This window comes from Pseudomonas sp. FG1 (assembly GCF_034313875.1).
GTDB classification, from domain to species: domain Bacteria; phylum Pseudomonadota; class Gammaproteobacteria; order Pseudomonadales; family Pseudomonadaceae; genus Aquipseudomonas; species Aquipseudomonas veronii.
In genome coordinates, this window is record NZ_JAVIWP010000001.1 from 185,268 (window position 1) to 208,051 (window position 22,784).

Genomic DNA, 22,784 nt, shown 5'->3' on the forward strand with positions numbered 1-22,784 from the left:
GTCTTGAACAATCTTTGAAGAGCCTGCGGGGGCCACCGACAGTCGGGGCCGCCCGCAGGCCGCTCAGTCAGCGTCGCTTGGCCATCTCATTGATGAAACGGTCGAACAGCGGCGCTACGTCGTTCGGGCCCGGGCTGGCTTCAGGGTGGCCCTGGAAGCTGAACGCGCTCTTGTCGGTGCGCTCGATGCCTTGCAGGGAACCGTCGAACAGCGACTTGTGGGTCGCACGGACGTTGGCCGGCAAGGTCGTTTCATCCACCGCAAAACCGTGGTTCTGGCTGGTGATCATCACTACGCCAGTGTCCAGGTCCTGTACAGGGTGGTTCGCGCCGTGGTGGCCGTGCCCCATTTTCAGGGTCTTGGCGCCGGAGGCCAGAGCGAGCAGTTGGTGGCCCAGGCAGATACCGAACACCGGGATCTCGGTCTCCAGCACGTCCTTGATCGCCTTGATGGCGTAGTCGCATGGCTCAGGGTCACCCGGGCCGTTGGACAGGAACACGCCGTCCGGCTGCAACGCCAGGACGTCGCTGGCCGGGGTTTGCGCCGGCACCACGGTCACGCGGCAACCGCGCTCGACCAGCATGCGCAGGATGTTGTACTTGATGCCGTAGTCGTAGGCCACTACGTGGTAGGGCAGATCAGCAGCGTCGATGGTCGCGTGGCTGTCGGTCTTCAAGTCCCAGACAGTGGAGCGCCAATCGTACTGTTCCTGGGTGCTGACGACTTTCGCCAGGTCCATGCCCTTCAGGCCAGGGAAGCCTTGCGCCGCAGCAATTGCCGCAGCCTCGGAGATATTCTCACCGACCATGATGCAGCCGTTCTGCGAGCCTTTTTCACGCAGGATGCGTGTCAGGCGGCGCGTATCGATACCGGCGATCGCCACAACGTTGTTGGCTTTCAGGTAATCGGACAGCGACATCGTGCTACGCCAGTTGCTCGCAACCAGTGGCAGGTCACGAATCACCAGGCCCGCGGACCAGACACGATTGGACTCGACGTCTTGCGGTGTAGTACCGGTGTTGCCAATGTGCGGATAAGTCAGGGTAACGATCTGTTGGGCGTAGGAAGGATCGGTAAGGATTTCCTGATAGCCGGTCATGGCAGTGTTAAACACCACCTCTCCAACGGTTTGACCGTCGGCTCCAATGGCTTCGCCGCGAAAAATGCTGCCATCAGCAAGGGCGAGTATGGCTGGCTTAGTCAAGAAGACCTCCCGTAAATAAAGCCTGAAAGGGCGATCGCAGGTTGTAAAAAAGCGGAGTGACGTATGGACACGTCACCCCGCTTCTTCACTGAATTATTCTGCGCGCTTTTAGTGGACACACTAAAGCTGTAGCTTACAGAAAAAGGCTGTTTTGGTCCACCGCTAATGAGCCTTAAAGGCAGGAGAATGCGACAGGACGTCGCTTAGCGGGTAAAAACGGGGCCTTAGGATAATCCCGAGGCCCCATTTTAGCTACTGATTAGTGCAGATCCAGCACATCGCGCATGTCATACAGACCCGGCGCACGCCCATCCAGCCACAGCGCGGCACGCACCGCACCCTTGGCGAATGTCATGCGGCTGGAGGCTTTGTGCGTGATTTCCAGGCGCTCGCCTTCAGTGGCGAACAGCACGGTGTGATCACCGACGACATCGCCACCACGAACGGTGGCAAAACCAATGGTGTCACGCGCACGCGCGCCGGTATGACCTTCACGCCCGTACACCGCCACCTTCGACAAGTCGCGACCCAGGGCATCGGCGATAGCCTCACCCATGCGCAACGCGGTTCCCGACGGCGCATCGATCTTGTGGCGATGATGGGTCTCGATGATTTCGATATCCGCCTCATCGCCCAGCACGCGCGCCGCCAGATCCAGCAGCTTGAGCGACAGGTTCACGCCCACGCTGAAGTTGGCGGCAAACACGATGGGAATATCCTTGCCCGCCTCGACCAGCAACTGCTTCTGCTCAGCGCTCAAGCCGGTGGTGCCGATCACCATGGCCTTGCCCGCCTTGCGGCAGAACGCCAGGTTTTTCAGCATCACGTCCGGCAGCGTAAAGTCGATCAGCACGTCGAATTCGTCCGCCACCTGCTCCAGGTTGCCGGACAACGACACCCCGATACGCCCCAGCGAAGCCAGCTCACCGGCATCGGCGCCGATCAGCGTACTGCCTGGGCGAACGATCGCCGCGGTCAGGCCGGAGGCCGGCGAGCGCTGCTGTACCGCTTCGATCAGGGTTTTACCCATGCGCCCGGCAGCGCCCATTACGGCTATACGTCGCATACTCAATTCCTTACAAGTCGCCGAAGAAGCGCTTCACGCCATCGAAGAAACCCGTGGTTTTCGGCGAGTGGGAGTCGTCGCCTTCCAGCGAACTGCGGAACTCTTCGAGCAACTCGCGTTGGCGACGGCCCAGGTTGACCGGCGTTTCCACCGTGACACGGCACATCAGGTCGCCCGCACCGCCACCACGCACCGGCGCCACGCCTTTGCCACGGATACGGAACTGCTTGCCGGTCTGCGTCCCCTCAGGGATCTTGAGCTTGACCCGACCATCCAGAGTCGGAATCTCCAGCTCGCCGCCCAGGGCCGCATCGACGAAGCTGATCGGCACTTCGCAGAACAGGTGCTTGCCGTCGCGCTGGAAGATCGAGTGCTCGCGCACATTGATCACCACATACAGGTCACCCGTCGGGCCACCCTGGGTCCCCGCCTCGCCTTCGCCCGACAGGCGAATGCGGTCACCGGTATCCACGCCCGCAGGCACTTTGACCGACAGGGTTTTGTACTCTTCGACACGCCCTTCGCCGTGGCAGGAATCGCACGGGTCAGAAATGATCTTGCCTTGGCCTTGGCACCGCGGGCAGGTTTGCTGCACCGAGAAGAAGCCCTGCTGCATGCGGACCTGACCGATACCACCGCAGGTCGGGCAGGTGATCGGCGAGGAGCCTTTCTTGGCCCCCGAACCATCGCACGGCTTGCAGTTGACCAGCGTCGGCACGCGGATATTGACGCTGGTGCCGCGCACGGCTTCTTCCAGGTTCAGTTCCAGGGTGTAGCGCAGGTCGCTGCCGCGCTGGGCACCGCCACGCTGACCACCGCGGCCACCGCCGAAGAAGTCGCTGAACACATCGCCGAAAATATCGGAGAAGTTCTGGCCGCCGAAGCCAGCACCGCCGCCACCCATGCTCGGGTCGACGCCGGCGTGACCGTACTGGTCGTAGGCCGCACGCTTGTTGGGATCACACAGGCATTCGTAGGCCTCGTTGGCCTCCTTGAACATTTCTTCGGATTCTTTGTTATCCGGATTACGGTCCGGGTGGTGCTTCATCGCCAGGCGACGGTAAGCCTTCTTCAGGTCCGCCTCGCTGGAACCGCGCTCCACACCCAATACTTCGTAATAGTCACGCTTTGCCATAAGTCTTTGCACTCTTAAGGACGTTCAGCCAGACCCTCCTGAGCCTTGCCGAACTCGTTGAGCCCCAATACAGGCCCGGACCCAACTCACGTCAATTCAACGATCCTGGTCATAACAGCTTTCAGCCAGGGACCCGGCCAAAAACGCGGTGACTGTCGCCGGAAAGCAGGAGCATTCCCGATCACACCGCCAGCATCCGAGCCTTGTCGCATGCTGTAAAAATTCGCATACCCCAGACACGCCAACGCGGGAGCAAGCTCCCGCGCGGCGACATCCTACCAGTCACCGCTTGATAGCGGTCAACCGGCCAAGCAGATTACTTCTGCTCTTTGACTTCTTCGAACTCGGCATCGACAACGTCATCGTGCTTGGCTTCAGGCTCTGCCTGATGCGCGGCACCGTCAGCTGGCTGACCTTGCTCGGCGTACATTTTCTGAGCAACCGGCGCGGAGACCTTCGACAGTTCCTCAACCTTGGCTTCGATGGCAGCCTTGTCGTCGCCTTTAACTGCGGCTTCCAGGGCAACCAAGGCCGCTTCGATTGCGGTCTTCTCTTCGGCAGTCACTTTGTCGCCAGCTTCAGCGATCATTTTGCGCGTCGAGTGTACCAGTGCGTCGCCCTGGTTACGGGCAGCCGCCAACTCTTCGAACTTCTTGTCAGCCTCGGCATTGGTTTCCGCATCACGAATCATCTGCTGAATTTCTTCATCAGACAGACCAGAGTTGGCCTTGATGGTGATCTTCTGCTCTTTGCCAGTAGCCTTGTCTTTGGCGCCTACGTGCAAGATGCCGTTGGCGTCGATGTCGAAGGTCACTTCGATTTGTGGCACGCCACGTGGTGCTGGTGGAATCTCGGCCAGGTCGAACTTGCCCAGGGACTTGTTCTGCGCCGCTTGCTTACGCTCACCTTGCAGCACGTGAATGGTCACGGCGCCCTGGTTGTCATCGGCCGTCGAGAACACTTGCGATTTCTTGGTAGGAATCGTGGTGTTTTTCTCGATCAGCGCAGTCATCACGCCACCCATGGTTTCGATACCCAGGGTCAGCGGGCTGACGTCCAGCAGCAATACGTCTTTCACGTCGCCGGCCAGTACCGCACCCTGGATGGCAGCACCCATGGCAACAGCTTCGTCCGGGTTCACGTCTTTACGTGCTTCTTTGCCGAAGAACTCGGTCACCAACTTCTGAACCAGTGGCATACGGGTCTGACCGCCGACCAGGATCACGTCGTTGATCGCACTCACTTCGATGCCGGAGTCTTTCAGCGCGATGCGGCAAGGTTCGATGGTGCGCTGAACCAGGTCTTCAACCAGCGCTTCCAGCTTGGCGCGCGAGATCTTCACGTTCAAGTGCTTAGGACCGGTAGCGTCTGCAGTGATGTACGGCAGGTTAACGTCGGTCGACTGAGCCGAAGACAGCTCGATCTTGGCTTTCTCGGCAGCTTCTTTCAGACGCTGCATGGCCAGAGGGTCACCCTTGAGGTTCATGCCGCTTTCTTTCTTGAACTCGTCAACGAGGTAGTCGATCAGACGGATGTCGAAGTCTTCACCACCCAGGAAGGTGTCGCCGTTGGTGGCCAACACTTCGAACTGGTGCTCGCCGTCAACTTCCGCGATTTCGATCACGGACACGTCGAAGGTACCGCCACCCAGGTCATAAACGATGACAGTGTGGTCGCCCTTGGCTTTGTCCATGCCGTAGGCCAGAGCGGCTGCGGTTGGTTCGTTGATGATACGTTTTACGTCCAGGCCCGCGATGCGGCCGGCGTCTTTGGTCGCCTGGCGCTGGCTGTCGTTGAAGTAGGCCGGAACGGTGATCACCGCTTCAGTCACCGCTTCACCGAGGTAGTCTTCGGCGGTTTTCTTCATCTTTTTCAAGATTTCAGCCGAGATCTGTGGCGGCGACATTTTCTGGCCGTTCACTTCAACCCAGGCGTCACCGTTGTCAGCCTTGGCGATTTTGTAAGGGACCATCTTGATGTCTTTCTGTACGACTTCTTCCTCGAACTTACGCCCGATCAAACGCTTCACCGCGTACAGGGTGTTGTGCGGGTTGGTCACCGCCTGACGCTTGGCCGACTGACCGACGAGGATTTCGCCGTCGTTGGCGTAAGCAATGATCGACGGCGTAGTACGCGCGCCTTCGGCGTTTTCGATGACTTTTGCAACGCCGTTTTCCAGCACGGAGACGCAGGAGTTGGTGGTCCCCAGGTCGATACCGATAATTTTGCCCATGATTTACTCTCCCGAAACTTGAATTTGGATGCCGCAGCAGTGGTGGCTAACTGCGGTAGCACTTAAACGCTTGACTTATAAATGGGGGCCTTGCGGCGTATTTCAAGCCTGCTCATCAATCGAAGGTGAAACCGGTGCAGGCGCCTTGCTGACCACGACCATTGCTGGACGCAGCAGGCGACCGTTGAGCTGGTATCCCTTCTGGAATACTTTCAACACGCTGTTTGGCTCAAGGTCATGACTTTCCTGCATCGCCATGGCCTGGTGATGCTCGGCGTTGAACGGCTCGCCGCCTTGCGGATCGACAGCCTCCAACTGATAACGCTTCAGGGTGTCCTGGAACATTTTCAGGGTCAGCTCGATACCTTCACGCATCGGGCGGATGTTTTCGTCATCCGGGTTGGACAACTCAAGGCCGCGCTCCAGGCTGTCGATGATCGGCAACAGATCACCGGCGAATTTTTCCAGCGCGAACTTGTGGGCCTTTTCTACATCCTGCTCGGCACGGCGGCGGACGTTCTGCAGATCGGCGGCAACACGCAAAGATTGATCCTGCGCAGCGGCCAATTGCTCTTCGAGCACTTGCACACGAGTCGCCAGCTCATCACCGGCAGCCGAATTGGCGTCTGGAGTTTGCGTATCCTGCGTCTGTTCGTCAGCCATAGATTTCTCCTTTCAAAATCATGCGCGAACTCAACTCGCGCTTCTGTTCCGGTATATGGGGCCACAATTTCCAGGTTCAAGGGTGCGGGCGTCACCAAAAGTCTTTCATCTGATCCAGATCAATTCCGACCCATTCATTCCTCTTCGCACTAAAAAAAACATCGAAGCAAGCAAATCGAGCTAAGCGCCAGGATTGTCAGCCCGGAACAAAACACTGTATAAATAACCAGACCTAAAGCCTGGGAGCGGCCGTCATGCTCGTGCACCTGTCCGTACATAACTACGCCATCGTTGAACATCTGGATCTCGAACTGGATCGCGGGATGAGCGTAATCACAGGCGAAACCGGCGCCGGCAAGTCGATCATGCTCGACGCCCTCGGCCTGACCCTGGGCGACCGCGCCGACAGTGGCGTGGTACGCCCCGGCGCAGACAAGGCCGACATCCTGGCGACCTTCGACCTGGCGGACATCCCCGAAGCCGAAGCCTGGCTTGCCGAGCGCGACCTTAATAATGAAGGGCCGTGCATCCTGCGCCGGGTCATCACCGCCGAAGGCCGCTCCCGTGGCTACATCAACGGCACGCCCTGCCCGCTGGGTGACTTGAAGGCCCTGGGCGAGCTGCTGATCGATATCCACAGCCAGCACGAACACCAATCCCTGCTCAAAACCGACACCCATCGCCGCCTGCTCGATGAATACGCCGGCGCCACCGACCTCGCCCGCCAGGTCCAGCTCGCCGCCCAACGTTGGCGCCAGACCCGCCTGGAACTGGAGCGCCTCTCCAATTCCGGCGACGAGCAACGCGCACGCCACCAATTGCTCAGCTATCAACTCGAAGAGCTCGAAAGCCTTGGCCTCGGCGAAAGCGAGCTGGAACAGCTTGAGCAGGAACACAAGAACCTCACCAACGCCGAAACCCTGCTGGGTATTTGTCGCCAGGTGGTGGAGCAATGCAGCGAGAGCGACTCGGGCAATGTGCTCAATGCACTGACCGTCAGCCTCAATCGGCTGTCCAGCGTGAACAATGCGTCCGGCTCGCTGAATGAAGCCACGACCTTGCTGACCAGTGCGCAAATCCAGGTAGAAGAAGCCGTAGGCGAACTGAACCGCTTCCTCGATCACTTCGACGCCGACCCGGCACGCCTGCAGGAAATAGAAGAACGCCTGGACACCATCTACACCCTGGCGCGCAAACATCGGATCCAGCCGACTGAAGTGGCAACGATGCAGCAGAAGCTGCTGGATGAAATCGAAACCCTGAACGCGAATGACGAGTCCATTGAGCGCCTGGGCGACGAACTGGCTTCTTTCGCCCGCCATTACCAAGAGAAGGCCCGCGAACTGAGCGATCTGCGCCATCAAGCCGCCACGAGCCTGGCCAGCGCGGTCGAGCAGGAAATCCAGCGCCTCGGCATGCCCGGCGGCCGCTTCACCATCGAACTGCACAGCAATACCAGCGCCGAACTGCAGCCCCACGGCCTGGAACAGGTAGAACTGCTGGTCAGCGCCAACCCAGGGCAGCCGCTCAAAGCACTGGCAAAAGTCGCCTCCGGGGGCGAACTATCGCGGATCAGCCTGGCGATTCAAGTGATCACCGCCCAAACCTCACGGGTTCCGACGCTGGTCTTTGACGAGGTAGACGTTGGCATTGGTGGCCCGACCGCAGAAATTGTCGGCCAACTGCTGCGTCGCCTGGGGGATCGCGGCCAGGTGCTGACGGTTACCCACTTACCGCAAGTAGCCGCCCAAGGGCATCAGCATTTGTTTGTACACAAAGTACGCGGCAGCGATGCGACGCATACGGCGGTGTCCAAGCTGAACAAGTCGGAACGCGTGGAGGAAGTCGCGCGCATGCTCGGCGGTATCGACCTGACCAAGGAGTCCCTGGCCCACGCGAAGAAAATGGTGGTGGCAGCGAAGGCCTGACCGAACCGGCAATTTTCTCTCTGTAGAAAGCACGAAGGCGACCCGGGGGTCGCCTTCAATCGTTCCGCAGAGCGAATCTGCGTCGATTTTTACTTTTTCTTACGTACGTAAAGAACCAAATTGTGGTCCGACAACTCGTAGCCATGCTCCTCGGCAATTGCCTTCTGCAACCGCTCGATTTCCGGGTTGGTGAATTCGATAACCTCACCAGTGTCCACGTCGACCATGTGGTCGTGATGACCACCATCAGCCAATTCGAACACTGCGTGACCGCCATCGAAATTATGACGAACCACCAGCCCCGCGGCTTCAAACTGGGTCAGCACGCGGTAAACCGTGGCCAGGCCAACGTCCTCATTGGACTCCATCAGCGCCTTGTAAACATCCTCGGCACTCATGTGGCGCTGCTCAGCAGAATCGAGCATTTGTAGAATCTTGACGCGTGGCAGAGTCACTTTAAGACCGGCTTTGCGTAGTTCGCTATTTTCAACCATGGTTAGCTTTCTCGCGGATGCTGCTTCGCAGCTTCTCTTAATACGGGTATGATCGGCGTTTACGTTGTCCCAGCCAAGATAGTGGAAGTCGCCCACCGATGCAAAACACCAAGCTCTTGCTAACCAGTTTCACCTTTGTGGGACTGCTCGCACTCGCCGGTTGTTCATTCCCCGGGGTTTACAAAATCGACATCCAGCAGGGCAATGTCGTCACGCAGGACATGATAGACCAGTTACGCCCGGGAATGACCCGACGGCAAGTACGGTTTATTATGGGCAACCCCCTGCTGACTGACACTTTCCACGCCGATCGCTGGGATTATCTCTACAGCATCCAGCCTGGGGGCGGTGAACGCCAACAGGAGCGCGTCAGCGTCATCTTCAATGGCAATGATCAACTGGTCAGTCTGTCCGGCGATTTCATGCCCGGCGTAAGCCGCGATGAAGCCTTGCTGGGCAAGGATAACGGCACCAACGTGACTGCGCCTGCGCAGGAAGCCGAGAAGCCGAAATCCGAAGTACCGGCCAAGCCTGGCTCATTGCTCGACAAGATCCAGAAAGACGTCGACCGCGTACAAACAGTTCCAGTCCCGACGCCACAGCCTCTGGACACCAGCCCGCAGTAAGTTTGCGGCGCTCGATAAAAAGCCCGGCATGCCGGGCTTTTTGTTGCCTGCAGATTCGCCGGCCTATGAACGCTGTTGCTTGGCCAACGCCGCCTTGGCCGCACGCAGCCGCCGCACTTCTTTGGGGTCGGCCAGCAGCGGGCGGTAGATCTCGATACGATCACCTGACTGCACGGTGCAGGTATCGGGGTCGACCACTGCCTTACCGAATACCCCCAACGGGCAATCAGCAAGGTTCACCTCAGGAAAGTGCGTAGCAATCCCCGACGCCTGCACCGCAGCCCGCAGGCTCGTCCCCGCTGGCACCGCGACCGCCACCAACACCTGGCGATCCACGCCGGCATACACCACTTCAATCTCAACCATGCAGTTGCTTGGCTCGCTGACAGAATGCGTCGACCAGGGTATTGGCCGCCTGATTGAACAAAGGCCCCAACGTCGCCCGCACAATGGGCCCCGCATAATCGAAGGACAGATCCAGGCTGATCTTGCAGGCTTTCTCGGTCAACGCCTTGAACACCCAGACACCATGCAATTGGGTAAACGGCCCTTCCTGCAGATTCATTTCAATGGACTTGCCCGGCACCAGGACATTGCGTGTCACAAAGTGCTGGCTGAGCCCCCCTTGGCCACCCCGACACTGGCAACCATGTGCTCATCACTGCCTTCCAGCACCTCGGCGGTCGAGCACCAAGGCAGGAATTCCGGGTAACGCGCCACGTCGTTGACCAGGTCATAAAGCACCTGGGCCGGATAGGGCAGCAGGGCCGAACGTTGAATATGCGTCGTCATGTGAGCGTTATTTCCACAGCTGAGCGGCAAACATCGCGAAAGAACAACCCGATCCGCGAGAGAAAAAAACCAAAGAACTGCCGGTATTGTCCGGGATTCGTCCAACACGCTCAAGCACGCAGGTTGACCGTAGCCGACACGCTCGCAACGCCCTATAATGCCGCCCCTATGGCTAAACAAAAGAAACACCCCACAGGGACCATCGCGCAGAATAAAAAAGCGCGACACGATTACTTCATCGAACATCGGTTCGAGGCTGGTCTGGTCCTGGCCGGCTGGGAAGTAAAAAGTCTGCGTGCCAGCAAGCTGCAACTGGTCGACAGCTATGTGCTGCTCAAGGATGGCGAGGCATGGCTGCTCGGCAGTCATATCACCCCGCTGACCACCGCGAGCACGCACGTGATTGCCGACCCGGTACGCACACGCAAGCTGCTGCTCAATGCCCGCGAACTGGACAAGCTCGCCGCCGCCGTACAGCAGAAAGGCTATGCCTGCGTCTGCCTGTCCTGGTATTGGAGCAAGCATCTGGTCAAGTGCGAGATCGCACTGGGCAAAGGCAAGAAGGAATACGACAAGCGTGACACCGAGCGCGAGCGCGATTCCGACCGTGAACTGCATCGCGCCGTGCGCAACAAGGGCAAGGAAGAATAATCCTTGCGCCGCTGTAGCCTAGGGCGCTTCGCCCCTGGCTACATGCCCTTGCGCCGCGCCGCCCGGGCCACGCGCTGAACTTCCTGACGTACCTCCTCCAACACCTCCTGCACATACAACAGGTGACGTGTTGAGACTTCCCGCGCTTGCTCGGCCCGCCCCTCGATGATCGCCAGGTACAAGTCCCGGTGCTGACTGATCAGCATATCGCGGGTTTCCGTGCGCTGCTGGTACATGCCGCCAATGTTGGTCACCACGTTCCGCTTGAGCAGGTCGAACAACCCGCGGATGGTGTGCAACAGCACAGCATTGTGGCTGGCCTCGGCAATGGCCAAGTGAAACCGCGCATCCGCGGCCCCCTCCTCTGCGCGGCTGACCTTATCGTCGCGCGCGTAACAATCCTGTAGCGCTTCAAAGGCCGCCGTCAGCCGCTCACGGTCGACTTCGGTAGCGCGCAATGCCGCGTAATAGGCACAGGACGCTTCGAGGGTTTGGCGAAACTCCAGCAAATCACGCTGCGCCTCGGGATTGTTTTCCAGCAGGTGCAACAACGGATCGCTGAACGTCGAGCCCAACGAATCAGACACATAATTGCCACCGCCCTGGCGACTGACCAGCAACCCCTTGGCCGCCAGTTTCTGGATCGCCTCACGCAGCGAGGGGCGCGAAACGCCGAACTTTTCAGCCAACGCGCGCTCGGCCGGCAAGCGCTCGCCCGATTTCAGCGTGCCCTCAAGGATCATGCCCTCAAGCTGCTCGACAATATCGTCAGACAAACGGCGCTGACGCACCTGATCAAACCCCATAACTCTCTCTCCACGATCCCGACCACTCGCCGGGGCCTCTATTCTGGCCTATCGCAACGCTTGCAGCACCCATCAGAACATCTTCGATTGATGCGATCAGAGCGCCCGCCCTCCCGCTTAAGACCAAAGTTTCGCAGGCGGCAAATTGACACATCCCTGCCTAGGCTTTTACTCTAGCCAACAGCGGCTGTAAATTGGTATTACCAATTATCCAAGCCGACTAAAATGTGCCTGACCAACAACAATTAGGGGCCACCCCATATGCAAACCTGGCAACAGCTCTACAGCCCGCTCGGCAGCCTCGGCCTGTCCGCACTGGCCGCCGTTATTCCAATCGTATTTTTCTTCCTGGCTCTGGCCGTGTTTCGCCTTAAAGGCCACGTCGCCGGCAGCATCACGCTGGCGCTGTCGATCCTGGTGGCGATCTTTGCCTTCCAGATGCCGGTAGACATGGCACTGGCCGCTGCCGGCTATGGCTTTGCCTACGGCCTGTGGCCCATCGCCTGGATCATCGTCGCTGCGGTATTCCTCTACAAACTGACAGTCAAGAGCGGCCAGTTCGAGATCATCCGCAGCTCGGTACTGTCGATCACCGACGACCAACGCCTGCAGGTCCTGCTGATCGGCTTCTGCTTCGGCGCCTTCCTGGAAGGTGCCGCCGGCTTCGGTGCTCCTGTGGCGATTACCGCCGCGCTGCTGGTCGGCCTGGGCTTCAACCCGCTGTACGCCGCCGGCCTGTGCCTGATCGCCAACACCGCGCCCGTCGCCTTCGGTGCCCTCGGGATTCCGATCATCGTCGCCGGGCAAGTGACCGGCATCGACGCATTCAAGATCGGCGCCATGACTGGTCGCCAATTGCCACTGCTGTCGCTGTTCGTTCCGTTCTGGCTGGTGTTCATGATGGACGGCCTGCGCGGCGTGCGCGAAACCTGGCCGGCCGCCTTGGTGGCAGGCTTGAGCTTTGCCATCACCCAATACTTCACCTCCAACTTCATCGGCCCGGAACTGCCGGACATCACCTCGGCCCTGGCCAGCCTGGTTTCCTTGACTCTATTCCTGAAAATCTGGCAACCCAAGCGCACCGCCGGCGCGCAGATTGCCGGTGCGACCTCCAGCGCAACGATCACCGCCAGCGCCGGCGGCTTCGGCCTGCCACGCAGCACTGTCGCTTCGCCCTACAGCCTGGGGCGAATCTTCAAAGCCTGGTCGCCGTTCCTGATCCTGACCGTGCTGGTGACCATCTGGACCCTCAAGCCCTTCAAGGCGATGTTCGCCGCAGGCGGCTCGATGTACAGCTGGGTGTTCAACTTTGCGATCCCGCACCTGGACCAACTGGTGGTCAAGGTTGCGCCTATCGTGACCAACCCGACGGCCATCCCCGCGGTATTCAAACTGGACCCGATTTCAGCGACCGGCACTGCGATTTTCTTTTCCGCGCTGATCTCGATGCTGGTATTGAAAATCGACATCAAAACTGGTCTTACCACTTTAAAAGAGACCTTCTACGAACTGCGCTGGCCGATCCTGTCCATCGGCATGGTGCTGGCGTTCGCGTTCGTCACCAACTACTCGGGCATGTCCTCGACCATGGCATTGGTCCTGGCCGGCACTGGCGCAGCCTTCCCGTTCTTCTCGCCGTTCCTCGGCTGGCTGGGGGTTTTCCTGACAGGCTCCGACACCTCGTCCAACGCCCTGTTCAGCTCGTTGCAAGCCACCACCGCCCACCAGATCGGTGTCAACGACGTCCTGCTGGTCGCGGCAAACACCAGCGGCGGCGTGACCGGCAAGATGATTTCGCCGCAATCGATCGCTGTGGCCTGCGCCGCTACCGGGCTAGTCGGCAAGGAATCCGACCTGTTCCGCTTCACCCTCAAGCACAGCCTGTTTTTCGCCACCATCGTCGGCCTGATCACACTGGCCCAGGCCTACTGGTTCACCGGCATGCTGGTGCATTGAGACCACAGGTAATCACGCAATAACCGACGCCGAACCGCGATTTCGGCGTCAGCTCTCCACAACCCTTCTGCCGGGCCGCTGAACACGCTGCGGCCCTGATGGACGGACAACCGGGACCACCCGGAGAACGCGCCTGATGAGCGAGCTTTTTTACAACGCCGTGCCGAATGCCACCCGTGTCGCGCCGCCTCTGGCCGAGCCACGCGAATACCCCCACGAAAAACCGCAGAAGGTCTACCTGTTCGGCACCTGCGTGGTCGATCTGTTTTATCCCGAAGCCGGCATGGACGCGATCCACCTGCTGGAACGCGAAGGGATCTGCGTGGATTATCCCCAAGGGCAAAGCTGCTGCGGGCAACCGGCCTACACCTCGGGCTATACCGACCAGGCCCGGCAAGTGGCACGCGCGCAACTGGCGCTGTTCGCCGGTGACTACCCGGTGGTGGTGCCATCCGGCTCCTGTGCCGGCATGTTACGTGAGCACTACGCCGACCTCTTCAAGGACGAACCCGACACCCTCAAACAAGTACAGGCCCTCGCGGCCCGGACTTATGAGTTGGCGGAGTTCCTGTTGTTCGTGTGCAAGGTGCAACTCAACGACAGCGGGGCGCCGGTCAAGGTCGCCCTGCACACGTCGTGCTCCGCGCGTCGGGAAATGAACACCCACCTTCACGGCCGCGAACTGCTGGCCCAATTGCGCAATGTCGAACGCGTCGACCACAGCCACGAAAGCGAATGCTGTGGCTTTGGTGGGACGTTCAGCGTGCGTATGCCAGACATTTCCGGCGCAATGGTGGCCGACAAGACCCGAGCCTTGCAGGACTCCGGCGCCCATCAAGTACTGAGTGCTGATTGCGGTTGCCTGATGAACATCAATGGCGCTCTGGAGAAACAACAGGCGGCCTTACGCGGGCAACACCTGGCCAGCTTTCTCTGGCAACGCACCGGGGGTGAACGATGAACGCCGCGCTGATTCCCACCGTCGAGGTGTCGGAAGACTTCCGCACCCGCGCCCACCAGGCACTGGGCGACGCGCAACTGCGAAACAACTTTCGCAATGCCATGGATTCCCTGATGAGCAAACGGGCGGCGTCTTTCAGCGACGCCCACGAACGCGAACACCTGCGCGCCCTCGGTAACGCGGTGCGCGCCCGCGCCCTGTCGAAGCTGCCCGACCTGCTCGAACAACTGGAAGCCAACCTGACCCGAAACGGCGTGACCGTGCATTGGGCAGAAACGGTTGAAGAGGCCAATGCGATCGTGCTGTCGATCATCCGCCGGCGCGAAGCCACGCAGGTGATCAAAGGCAAATCCATGGTCAGCGAAGAGATGGAGATGAACCACGTACTCGCCGCCCAAGGCATCGAATGCCTTGAGTCGGATATGGGTGAGTTTATTGTTCAACTCGACCATGAGAAGCCGTCCCACATCATCATGCCGGCGATCCACAAGAACGCCAGCCAGGTCGCGTCGCTGTTCCACGAAAAACTCGGCGTGGAGTACACCAAGGATGTCGACCAGTTGATTCAGATTGGTCGCCGCGTGCTGCGGGAAAAGTTCTTCGAAGCGGATATCGGCGTCTCCGGCGTCAACTTCGCCGTGGCCGAAACCGGCACGCTGCTGCTGGTGGAAAACGAAGGCAACGGGCGTATGTCGACCACAGTGCCACCCGTGCATATCGCCGTGACCGGCATCGAGAAGGTCGTGGAAAACCTGCGCGACGTGGTGCCGTTACTGTCGCTGCTGACCCGCTCCGCGCTCGGCCAGCCAATCACCACCTACGTCAATATGATCTCCGGCCCGCGCAAGGCCGATGAGCTCGACGGCCCCGAAGAAGTCCACCTGGTGCTGCTGGACAATGGACGCAGCCAGGCGTTTGCCGACAGCGAATTGCGTCAGACACTCAACTGCATTCGCTGCGGCGCCTGTATGAATCATTGCCCGGTGTATACCCGAATCGGTGGCCATACCTACGGCGAGGTCTACCCCGGCCCAATCGGAAAAATCATCACACCGCATATGGTCGGCCTGGCAAAAGTACCGGACCATCCCAGTGCGTCTTCGTTGTGCGGTGCTTGTGGAGAAGTGTGTCCGGTAAAAATTCCGATCCCGGCCTTGCTGCGCCGTCTGCGGGAAGAGAACGTAAAAGCGCCGGATAGCCCACACCCCGTGATGCGCGGCCAAGGCAGCAAGTATTCGCGCCAGGAGCGGTTCATCTGGAACGCCTGGGCCAAGCTCCACAGCTCACCGACGCTGTACCGCCTGTTCACATTCGCCGCCACGCGCCTGCGCGCCCTCGTACCGAACAACGTCGGGCCATGGACGCAAAACCATAGCGCGCCTAAACCCGCCGCCCGTTCGCTGCATGACCTGGCACGCGAGCATTTGGCCAAACAGGGAGCGCGTTGATGAGCGCCAAGCAAAATATCCTCGGCAAATTGCGCCACAGCCTGACGGGCACAACACCAGTGCCCGACAACTTCGATGAGACCCTGGTCACACAGATCTACACCTACCCGCCAGAGCAGCGCATCGCACAATTGCGCAAGCTGATGGAGGCGGTGCATACCGAGATCCACCTGACCCGCGGCGCCGAATGGCCAGCTTTACTCGCGCAGCTGCTGCAAAAACGCGAGCTGCCCAGCCTGCTCATCGCGCCGACAACCGAGCATGGGCGGCGCATCACCGAGCACTGGTCGAACCATCCACAATTGCCGCAGCTCAAAGCCTACGACCGCCCTGTGGAAGAATGGAAAGCCGAGCTGTTTAATGACACACCGGCCAGCCTGACCACGACCCTCGGCGCCATCGCCGCCACCGGTAGCCTGATTCTGTGGCCCACGCGGGAAGAACCGCGACTGATGAGCCTGGTGCCGCCGGTACACTTTGCACTGCTCAAGGCCAGCGAGATTTACGACAACTTTTATCAGGTCCAGCAGCAATTCGCCTGGGCCCAAGGCATGCCCACCAATGCCCTGCTGGTGTCCGGCCCGTCGAAGACCGCTGACATCGAACAAGTTCTGGCTTATGGCGCCCACGGTCCGAAGGACCTGGTGGTGCTGATCCTGGAGGACCAATGAGTCTGCCTGCCGCTTTCCTTGCTGACGTCGCACAGCTGATCCCGAAAATTCGTCGCTTCGACGACCCACTTTCCACCTTGGCATTTGGCACAGACGCCAGCTTTTACCGACTGATCCCACAGCTGGTGATTCGCGTCGAGTCGGAAGACGAAGTCGTGGCGCTGCTGAAACTGGCCCAGCGCGATCATGTTCCGGTGACCTTCCGCGCAGCGGGCACCAGCTTGTCCGGGCAGGCCATCAGCGATTCGGTGCTGATCGTACTGGGGGACAACTGGAACGGCCGCGAAATTCGTGGGCAAGGCACGCAGATCCGCCTGCAACCCGGCGTGATCGGCGCCCAGGCCAACGCCTGGCTGGCGCCATTCGGGCGCAAGATCGGGCCGGATCCGGCGTCGATCAACGCCTGCAAAATCGGTGGCATCGTCGCCAACAATGCCAGCGGCATGTGCTGCGGCACGGCGCAAAACACCTACCACACCCTGGCCGGGATTCGCCTGGTGCTGGCCGACGGCAGCCGCCTGGACACCGAAGATGCCGCCAGCGTCGCGGCATTTCGTCAGCAGCACGGCGCGCTGCTTGAACGCCTGGCCACACTCGGGCGGGAGACGCGGGCAAACGCTGAACTGGCCGCCAAAATCCGCCACAAATACCGTCTGAAAAATACCACCGGCCTGTCACTCAACGCCCTGGTGGATTTCGATGAGCCGCTGGATATCCTCAGCCACCTGCTGGTGGGCTCCGAAGGCACCCTGGGCTTTATCAGCGCAGTGACTTACGACACCGTCATCGACCACCCGAACAAAGCCTCGGCGCTGATCGTATTCCCCGATGTCGAGACCTGCTGCAATGCGGTGACCGTCCTGAAAACCCAACCGGTCTCAGCGGTTGAGCTGCTCGACCGACGCAGCATGCGTTCGGTGCAGGACAAACCCGGCATGCCCGCCTTCGTACAACATCTATCGGAAAATGCCTGCGCACTGTTGATCGAATCCCGTGCGGCATCGCCCTCTTTGCTCCAGGAGCAACTGGCGCTGATCATGGCGTCCCTGGCGGCGTTCCCGGTGGAAAAACAGGTCGACTTCACCGAAGACCCGGTGGAAAACGCCCGCCTGTGGGCGATCCGCAAAGACACCTTCCCCGCCGTCGGCGCCGTGCGCAAAACCGGCACCACGGTGATCATCGAAGACGTGACGTTCCCGGTTGAGCAGTTGGCCATCGGCGTTAACCGTTTGATCGAGCTGTTCGACAAACACCACTACGACGAAGCCATCCTTTTCGGACACGCTCTGGAAGGCAATCTGCACTTTGTGTTCACCCAAGGCTTCAACAGCAGCGAAGAAGTCGCACGCTACCAAGCGTTCATGGACGACGTCGCCCAACTGGTGGCCGTAGAATTTGGCGGCTCACTGAAAGCCGAGCATGGCACCGGCCGCAACATGGCGCCGTTCGTCGAGCTGGAATGGGGCAGCGACGCCTATCAACTGATGTGGCAACTCAAACGCCTGCTCGACCCCAACGGTATTCTCAACCCGGACGTGGTGCTCAGCGAAGATCCGCAGATCCACCTTAAACACCTCAAGCCGCTGCCTGCCGCCGACGAGCTTGTGGATAAGTGTATCGAGTGCGGTTTCTGCGAGCCGGTATGCCCGTCGAAAGGCCTGACCTTGAGCCCGCGCCAGCGCATCGTGATCTGGCGCGATATCCAGGCGAAGAAACGCGCCGGCATCGACACCACTGAACTGGAAACGGCCTACCACTACCAGGGCATCGACACCTGCGCCGCCACCGGGTTATGCGCCCAGCGCTGCCCTGTGGGAATCAACACCGGCGACTTGGTGAAAAAACTCCGGGCCCGCGACGCCGACCATACGAAAACCGCCGAATGGTTGGCCACCCACTTCGCCACTGCGCTACAAGGCGCGCGCTTTACCCTGCACGTCGCCAACGGCGCACGCATGCTGTTGGGCGCGCCGCGCCTGGCCAAGTTGTCGGCCACAGTGAGCAAGTTGTCCAAAGGACAAATCCCACAATGGACCAACGCCATGCCGCAACCGGAAAAAGCCATTCGCTTCAGCCCGGCAGTGACCGATGAGCGGCCACGCGTGGTCTACCTCGCGGCATGCGTCTCACGCGCCATGGGCCCGGCGGCTGGCGATAAAGAGCAAACGTCGCTGTACGACAAAACCCGCGGCCTGCTGGAAAAAGCCGGCTACCAAGTCGTCTTCCCCGACAACCAGGACAACCTGTGCTGCGGCCAGCCTTTCGCCTCCAAGGGCTATGCCGAACAGGCCGAACACAAGCGCCAGGAACTGATCGGCGCGTTGCTCCACGCCAGCCGCGGCGGCCTCGACCCGATCTACTGCGACACCAGCCCCTGCACCCTGCGCCTGGTGCAAGACCTGGGCGAAACACGCCTGGACCTGTACGACCCGGTACGATTTATCCGCACGCACCTGATGGACCGCCTCGACTTCATACCGCAGGAAGCACCGATCGCCGTACACGTCACTTGCAGCACCCAGCACCTCGGGGAAAGCCAGACCCTGATCGACCTGGCCCGCCGCTGCGCGAAAACCGTGGTGATCCCGGAAGGCATCCACTGCTGTGGTTTTGCCGGCGACAAAGGCTTCACCACCCCGGAACTCAACGCCCACTCCCTGCGCTCGCTGAAAGACGCCGTGCAATATTGCAGCGAAGGCATCTCCACCAGCCGCACCTGCGAGATCGGCCTGAGCCAGCATGGCGGCATCGACTACCACGGGCTGGTCTACCTCGTGGACCGCGTAACCCGACCGAGGGCGCACTAATCCTGCACAAAAACAGAACCCCAACGCAGCGGCGTAGTCATCTGCATAGGCCTCGGCGATCGAGGCTCATCAGTGATGTCGCTGGCAGCCCTTGAACGCCAGCAGCGTCGAGCCCTTTTTCGCAAGGAGATACCCTTATGAAGCATTCCGCTCTTGCTGGCGTGTTCATTACCGCTGCGATGCTGGCCTCACCGGCGTTTGCCGCCGGAAAAACCGACCAGCTTTGTCAGATTAATCTCGACAAAATCAACAACGGCAAAGCCCTGCTCGCCACCGACACCACTGGCAAAAGCGGCGAAATCGACACCGCCGTGTCTCAAGCCAAAGCCGCCCAAGCAGCAGGTGATGACAAGAGGTGCATAGAGATCACGTCCAAAGCCCTGCAAGACCTACAGAACAGCGACAAAGGCGCCAATCAGTAACACCCCGACGCTCATGGCCAACCTTCGGGTTGGCCTTCTGTGACCGTTTGGCGTACACTGCACAGGCTTGTCACTCACTAAGAAACAACGAGTTACAAGCACGGGGCCGTTTAGGATTCGACGCCGGTCGCGAAACTTTAGGTGCATGCCGAGTTGGTAACAGAACTCGTAAATCCACTGTTGCAACTTTCTATAGTTGCCAATGACGAAACCTACGGGGAATACGCTCTCGCTGCGTAAGCAGCCTTAGCCCTTCCCTCCTGGTACCTTCGGGTCCAGCAATCATCAGGGGATGTCTGTAAACCCAAAATGATTGTCATATAGAACAGAATCGCCGTGCAGTACGTTGTGGACGAAGCGGCTAAAACTTACACAACTCGCCCAAAGCACCCTGCCCGTCGGGTCGCTGAGGGTTAACTTAATAGACACGGCTACGCATGTAGTACCGACAGCGGAGTACTGGCGGACGGGGGTTCAAATCCCCCCGGCTCCACCACCTCATCATCTAAAGACGTCCACGGACGTCTTTTTTTGTGCCTGAAACCCGCTAAATACGGGAGCTTCAGGACTATTGGGGGTTTTCCAGGTCTTTTGAGTTCCAGGCGATTTGGTATTCCCAATGGTATTCCCGGCTACTCGACGGTAATCTTGGGAATACCAAAAGGTGTCATGGAGTACTTCTCATGTGCGCTCAAACCACCCGCCTCTCCGACCGCCAGCTCAAGGCGGTCAAACCGAAAGACAAGGATTACGTCCTCACCGATGGCGACGGGCTCCAGCTGCGAGTCAGGGTCAATCGATCGATGCAGTGGAATTTCAACTACCGGCATCCCGTCACCAAGAATCGAATCAACATGGCACTGGGCTCTTATCCCGAGGTTTCTCTTGCGCAAGCAAGGAAGAAAACCGTTGAGGCCAGAGAGCTGCTTGCACAGGGCATCGACCCAAAAGCTCAGCGCAATGAGCTGCAGGAAGCCAAACGAGCGGAAACGGAACATACGTTCGAGAACGTAGCCACCGCATGGTTCGAATTGAAGAAGGACTCCGTCACCCCGGCGTATGCCGAAGACATCTGGCGCTCGCTCACACTGCATGTTTTTCCAAGCATGAAATCAACGCCGTTATCGGAAGTGAACGCGCCGATGGTCATCAAGCTGCTTCGTCCGATTGAAGCTAAAGGTAGCCTCGAGACAGTTAAGCGAGTGAGCCAGCGCCTTAACGAGATCATGACTTACGGGGTCAACTCCGGAATGATCTTTGCCAACCCTCTCAGCGGCATTCGAGCGGTGTTCAAGAAACCGCAAAAAGAAAACATGCCAGCACTTCCCCCCGAAGAACTGCCCGATCTCATGGTGGCGATTGCCAACGCCAGCATCAAACGCATCACCCGCTGCCTGATCGAATGGCAACTGCACACCATGACCCGTCCTGCAGAGGCTGCCGGAACGACCTGGGCAGAAATAGATTTCGAGAAGCGTATCTGGACTATTCCAAAGGAGCGCATGAAAAAACGCCGTGCGCACCCCATCCCCCTGAGCGATCCGGCGCTCGCGCTACTAGAGACACTCCAGCCCTACAGCGGCCACCGAGAACATGTGTTTCCGGCAGACAGAAATCCTCGTACCCACGCCAATAGCCAAACCGCGAACATGGCGTTAAAGCGTATGGGTTTCCAAGACCGGTTGGTCAGCCACGGTATGCGATCAATGGCCAGCACCATCCTCAACGAACATGGATGGGACCCTGAGTTGATCGAGGTCGCCCTCGCCCACGTCGACAAAGACGAAGTCCGAAGTGCCTACAACAGAGCGAACTACATCGAGCGTAGGCGTCCGATGATGGTTTGGTGGAGCGAGTACATTCAAAAGGCCGCAACCGGTAATTTGTCGGTGACGGCAATTCATGAAAACAAAAACGGCAAAATCATTCCGTTTCGTTAATCACCTCCTGCTGGCGACAGCGGCGACAACCTATGTATTTAGCGGTGCGGCGTATGGCGACAACGTGGCGACAGTCGCCACCAGCCGCATCGCCCATAACCTTTTCAGGCCCAGCCCCTGAGGGCGGGAAGGCTTGCCGTCCTGCCCTCAGGGGCTCACTTTAAAAACCGACGAACGACCTATCATCCATCTGATGGCCACCTTCTTCCATACACGTCCACTGCCTATAAACGCCATCCCACCCGCCGAGCACGCGCTACACCTGAGCCGAAAAGCGCTGTCATCGACAGCATTGCCAAAGTAGCAAGGGGTCTTTAAGCCCAGCCCACGCGCGCTCGCTTCCGATAAGGCACAGGCACGCTCAACGTAGCGAAGCCCACTTACCCACAGTGCAGTAGCGTCAGCCGGCCCTCCCGTCTCTTTTAGACGGGAGGGCCGGCTGACGCTACTGCAGTCCGACTCGTACATGGACTTTGGGTTACTTCAGCCCTGGCCTTCTAGAGTCAGATAAATAGTTCCTGTACATTTTTCATCGCACTATCGGCAAAGCTTTGCAGGAAAGCCTCGAACGCTGGCACGTCTTCCTTGCCGCCGGTGTAGGGCTGGCCAATGATAGTCCAGGTCGCCAGGCTCTGGCGCTCGCCTTGAGGAGCAACCTGCATTACTGCCCATAGGTTGCCGATATTCAACGACGTGTAGATCAGTGACCAGGTCATGGCCATCGCTTGGTCGTCATGCGTATTGAGTTGCTCAATCACCACATTACCGTCCTTGAACAGCTTCTTGCGTACCGAACGCACGCCCTCGCCGGTCATTTCAATATGGGAAAGCGCAGGGATAAACTTGGCGAAACCGGAGAAATCTCCGACGACTTTCCACACGCTGCGAGCATCGCCGTTCACGATCACGCTGGCGACGACGGGGTGGCCCACTGGGTTGCGGACCAGGGTATCGGGTTCAAAATGTTGCATGAGAAAGCTC

19 protein-coding genes, 1 other RNA gene and 1 pseudogene are annotated in these 22,784 nt (G+C 59.4%); 11 read left to right on the forward strand and 10 right to left on the reverse strand.

Features of this window, described 5'->3' with window-relative positions:
- Positions 1 to 67 precede the first annotated feature (67 nt).
- The 5 genes from carA to grpE form a co-directional block, all read right to left on the reverse strand.
- On the reverse strand, positions 68 to 1,204 hold the full coding sequence (gene carA / locus RGV59_RS00870; RefSeq protein WP_026140083.1) for a glutamine-hydrolyzing carbamoyl-phosphate synthase small subunit: 1,137 nt from the start codon (positions 1,202 to 1,204) through the stop codon (positions 68 to 70).
- A gap of 259 nt (positions 1,205 to 1,463) precedes the next feature.
- Positions 1,464 to 2,270 carry a 4-hydroxy-tetrahydrodipicolinate reductase gene (gene dapB, locus RGV59_RS00875; protein WP_026140082.1) on the reverse strand — a complete coding sequence of 269 codons (807 nt, stop codon included), beginning with the start codon at positions 2,268 to 2,270 and terminating at the stop codon, positions 1,464 to 1,466.
- A 10-nt stretch (positions 2,271 to 2,280) separates the two neighbouring features.
- A complete protein-coding gene (gene dnaJ, locus RGV59_RS00880) occupies positions 2,281 to 3,405 on the reverse strand; it encodes a molecular chaperone DnaJ (RefSeq protein ID WP_057005459.1) in 1,125 nt (374 codons plus the stop codon).
- Positions 3,406 to 3,721: 316 nt separating this feature from the next.
- Complete coding sequence (dnaK, locus tag RGV59_RS00885; RefSeq protein WP_017847410.1) at positions 3,722 to 5,638, reverse strand: molecular chaperone DnaK; 1,917 nt, start codon at positions 5,636 to 5,638, stop codon at positions 3,722 to 3,724.
- A 102-nt stretch (positions 5,639 to 5,740) separates the two neighbouring features.
- On the reverse strand, positions 5,741 to 6,301 hold the full coding sequence (gene grpE / locus RGV59_RS00890; RefSeq protein ID WP_017847409.1) for a nucleotide exchange factor GrpE: 561 nt from the start codon (positions 6,299 to 6,301) through the stop codon (positions 5,741 to 5,743).
- A gap of 254 nt (positions 6,302 to 6,555) precedes the next feature.
- Here grpE and recN point away from each other — a divergent pair, with 254 nt between their 5' ends.
- On the forward strand, positions 6,556 to 8,229 hold the full coding sequence (recN, locus tag RGV59_RS00895) for a DNA repair protein RecN (protein ID WP_046382039.1): 1,674 nt from the start codon (positions 6,556 to 6,558) through the stop codon (positions 8,227 to 8,229).
- 89 nt (positions 8,230 to 8,318) lie between these two features.
- Here recN and fur read toward each other — a convergent pair whose 3' ends face one another.
- Positions 8,319 to 8,723 carry a ferric iron uptake transcriptional regulator gene (fur, locus tag RGV59_RS00900; RefSeq protein ID WP_046385174.1) on the reverse strand — a complete coding sequence of 135 codons (405 nt, stop codon included), beginning with the start codon at positions 8,721 to 8,723 and terminating at the stop codon, positions 8,319 to 8,321.
- 98 nt (positions 8,724 to 8,821) lie between these two features.
- Between fur and RGV59_RS00905 the strand changes: the two genes are divergently transcribed.
- Positions 8,822 to 9,349: an outer membrane protein assembly factor BamE gene (locus RGV59_RS00905; protein WP_046382038.1), complete on the forward strand. Its 528-nt coding sequence runs from the start codon at positions 8,822 to 8,824 to the stop codon at positions 9,347 to 9,349.
- 63 nt (positions 9,350 to 9,412) lie between these two features.
- Here RGV59_RS00905 and RGV59_RS00910 read toward each other — a convergent pair whose 3' ends face one another.
- Positions 9,413 to 9,715, reverse strand: coding sequence for an RnfH family protein (locus RGV59_RS00910; RefSeq protein ID WP_046382037.1), 303 nt, complete (start codon positions 9,713 to 9,715; stop codon positions 9,413 to 9,415).
- A pseudogene (locus RGV59_RS00915) lies at positions 9,708 to 10,141 on the reverse strand (type II toxin-antitoxin system RatA family toxin). The gene RGV59_RS00910 and the pseudogene RGV59_RS00915 overlap by 8 nt, the downstream one beginning before the upstream one ends.
- Before the next feature lie 168 nt (positions 10,142 to 10,309).
- Here RGV59_RS00915 and smpB point away from each other — a divergent pair.
- A complete protein-coding gene (smpB, locus tag RGV59_RS00920) occupies positions 10,310 to 10,792 on the forward strand; it encodes an SsrA-binding protein SmpB (RefSeq protein ID WP_017847403.1) in 483 nt (160 codons plus the stop codon).
- Between the two features lie 38 nt (positions 10,793 to 10,830).
- Here smpB and RGV59_RS00925 read toward each other — a convergent pair whose 3' ends face one another.
- Positions 10,831 to 11,598, reverse strand: coding sequence for an FCD domain-containing protein (locus RGV59_RS00925; RefSeq protein ID WP_017847402.1), 768 nt, complete (start codon positions 11,596 to 11,598; stop codon positions 10,831 to 10,833).
- 261 nt (positions 11,599 to 11,859) lie between these two features.
- On the opposite strand from RGV59_RS00925, the gene RGV59_RS00930 reads away from it, so the two are divergent.
- The 8 genes from RGV59_RS00930 (at position 11,860) to RGV59_RS00965 (ending at position 21,803) form a co-directional block, all read left to right on the forward strand.
- Positions 11,860 to 13,554, forward strand: coding sequence for a lactate permease LctP family transporter (locus tag RGV59_RS00930; protein WP_017847401.1), 1,695 nt, complete (start codon positions 11,860 to 11,862; stop codon positions 13,552 to 13,554).
- 136 nt (positions 13,555 to 13,690) lie between these two features.
- Positions 13,691 to 14,515 carry a (Fe-S)-binding protein gene (locus tag RGV59_RS00935; RefSeq protein WP_046382035.1) on the forward strand — a complete coding sequence of 275 codons (825 nt, stop codon included), beginning with the start codon at positions 13,691 to 13,693 and terminating at the stop codon, positions 14,513 to 14,515.
- Entirely contained in the window at positions 14,512 to 15,963 is a 1,452-nt protein-coding gene (locus RGV59_RS00940) for a LutB/LldF family L-lactate oxidation iron-sulfur protein (RefSeq protein WP_017847399.1), read from the forward strand. The genes RGV59_RS00935 and RGV59_RS00940 overlap by 4 nt, the downstream gene beginning before the upstream one ends.
- The gene (locus RGV59_RS00945) at positions 15,963 to 16,634 is read left to right on the forward strand and encodes a LutC/YkgG family protein (RefSeq protein WP_046487594.1); all 672 of its coding nucleotides are present in this window, start codon (positions 15,963 to 15,965) and stop codon (positions 16,632 to 16,634) included. Before RGV59_RS00940 ends, RGV59_RS00945 begins: the two co-directional genes overlap by 1 nt.
- Complete coding sequence (locus RGV59_RS00950; RefSeq protein ID WP_126586605.1) at positions 16,631 to 19,441, forward strand: FAD-binding and (Fe-S)-binding domain-containing protein; 2,811 nt, start codon at positions 16,631 to 16,633, stop codon at positions 19,439 to 19,441. The genes RGV59_RS00945 and RGV59_RS00950 overlap by 4 nt, the downstream gene beginning before the upstream one ends.
- 137 nt (positions 19,442 to 19,578) lie before the next feature.
- Entirely contained in the window at positions 19,579 to 19,863 is a 285-nt protein-coding gene (locus tag RGV59_RS00955) for a hypothetical protein (protein WP_046382031.1), read from the forward strand.
- Positions 19,864 to 19,965: 102 nt separating this feature from the next.
- Positions 19,966 to 20,359: a transfer-messenger RNA gene (ssrA, locus tag RGV59_RS00960) on the forward strand.
- Positions 20,360 to 20,546: 187 nt separating this feature from the next.
- The gene (locus tag RGV59_RS00965) at positions 20,547 to 21,803 is read left to right on the forward strand and encodes an integrase domain-containing protein (protein WP_322246820.1); all 1,257 of its coding nucleotides are present in this window, start codon (positions 20,547 to 20,549) and stop codon (positions 21,801 to 21,803) included.
- A 503-nt stretch (positions 21,804 to 22,306) separates the two neighbouring features.
- Here the strand turns inward: RGV59_RS00965 and RGV59_RS00970 are convergent.
- Positions 22,307 to 22,774: an SRPBCC family protein gene (locus tag RGV59_RS00970; RefSeq protein WP_184746361.1), complete on the reverse strand. Its 468-nt coding sequence runs from the start codon at positions 22,772 to 22,774 to the stop codon at positions 22,307 to 22,309.
- Between the last annotated feature and the right edge of the window lie 10 nt (positions 22,775 to 22,784).

Bases quoted from the DNA above. Each gene is read 5' to 3' on its own strand.
- dapB (WP_026140082.1), bottom strand. From the start codon at position 2,270: ATGCGACGTATAGCCGTAATGGGCGCTGCCGGGCGCATGGGTAAAACC.
- dnaJ (WP_057005459.1), bottom strand. From the start codon at position 3,405: ATGGCAAAGCGTGACTATTACGAAGTATTGGGTGTGGAGCGCGGTTCC.
- dnaK (WP_017847410.1), bottom strand. From the start codon at position 5,638: ATGGGCAAAATTATCGGTATCGACCTGGGGACCACCAACTCCTGCGTC.
- grpE (WP_017847409.1), bottom strand. From the start codon at position 6,301: ATGGCTGACGAACAGACGCAGGATACGCAAACTCCAGACGCCAATTCG.
- recN (WP_046382039.1), top strand. From the start codon at position 6,556: ATGCTCGTGCACCTGTCCGTACATAACTACGCCATCGTTGAACATCTG.
- fur (WP_046385174.1), bottom strand. From the start codon at position 8,723: ATGGTTGAAAATAGCGAACTACGCAAAGCCGGTCTTAAAGTGACTCTG.
- RGV59_RS00905 (WP_046382038.1), top strand. From the start codon at position 8,822: ATGCAAAACACCAAGCTCTTGCTAACCAGTTTCACCTTTGTGGGACTG.
- RGV59_RS00910 (WP_046382037.1), bottom strand. From the start codon at position 9,715: ATGGTTGAGATTGAAGTGGTGTATGCCGGCGTGGATCGCCAGGTGTTG.
- smpB (WP_017847403.1), top strand. From the start codon at position 10,310: ATGGCTAAACAAAAGAAACACCCCACAGGGACCATCGCGCAGAATAAA.
- RGV59_RS00925 (WP_017847402.1), bottom strand. From the start codon at position 11,598: ATGGGGTTTGATCAGGTGCGTCAGCGCCGTTTGTCTGACGATATTGTC.
- RGV59_RS00930 (WP_017847401.1), top strand. From the start codon at position 11,860: ATGCAAACCTGGCAACAGCTCTACAGCCCGCTCGGCAGCCTCGGCCTG.
- RGV59_RS00935 (WP_046382035.1), top strand. From the start codon at position 13,691: ATGAGCGAGCTTTTTTACAACGCCGTGCCGAATGCCACCCGTGTCGCG.
- RGV59_RS00940 (WP_017847399.1), top strand. From the start codon at position 14,512: ATGAACGCCGCGCTGATTCCCACCGTCGAGGTGTCGGAAGACTTCCGC.
- RGV59_RS00945 (WP_046487594.1), top strand. From the start codon at position 15,963: ATGAGCGCCAAGCAAAATATCCTCGGCAAATTGCGCCACAGCCTGACG.
- RGV59_RS00950 (WP_126586605.1), top strand. From the start codon at position 16,631: ATGAGTCTGCCTGCCGCTTTCCTTGCTGACGTCGCACAGCTGATCCCG.
- RGV59_RS00955 (WP_046382031.1), top strand. From the start codon at position 19,579: ATGAAGCATTCCGCTCTTGCTGGCGTGTTCATTACCGCTGCGATGCTG.
- RGV59_RS00965 (WP_322246820.1), top strand. From the start codon at position 20,547: ATGTGCGCTCAAACCACCCGCCTCTCCGACCGCCAGCTCAAGGCGGTC.
- RGV59_RS00970 (WP_184746361.1), bottom strand. From the start codon at position 22,774: ATGCAACATTTTGAACCCGATACCCTGGTCCGCAACCCAGTGGGCCAC.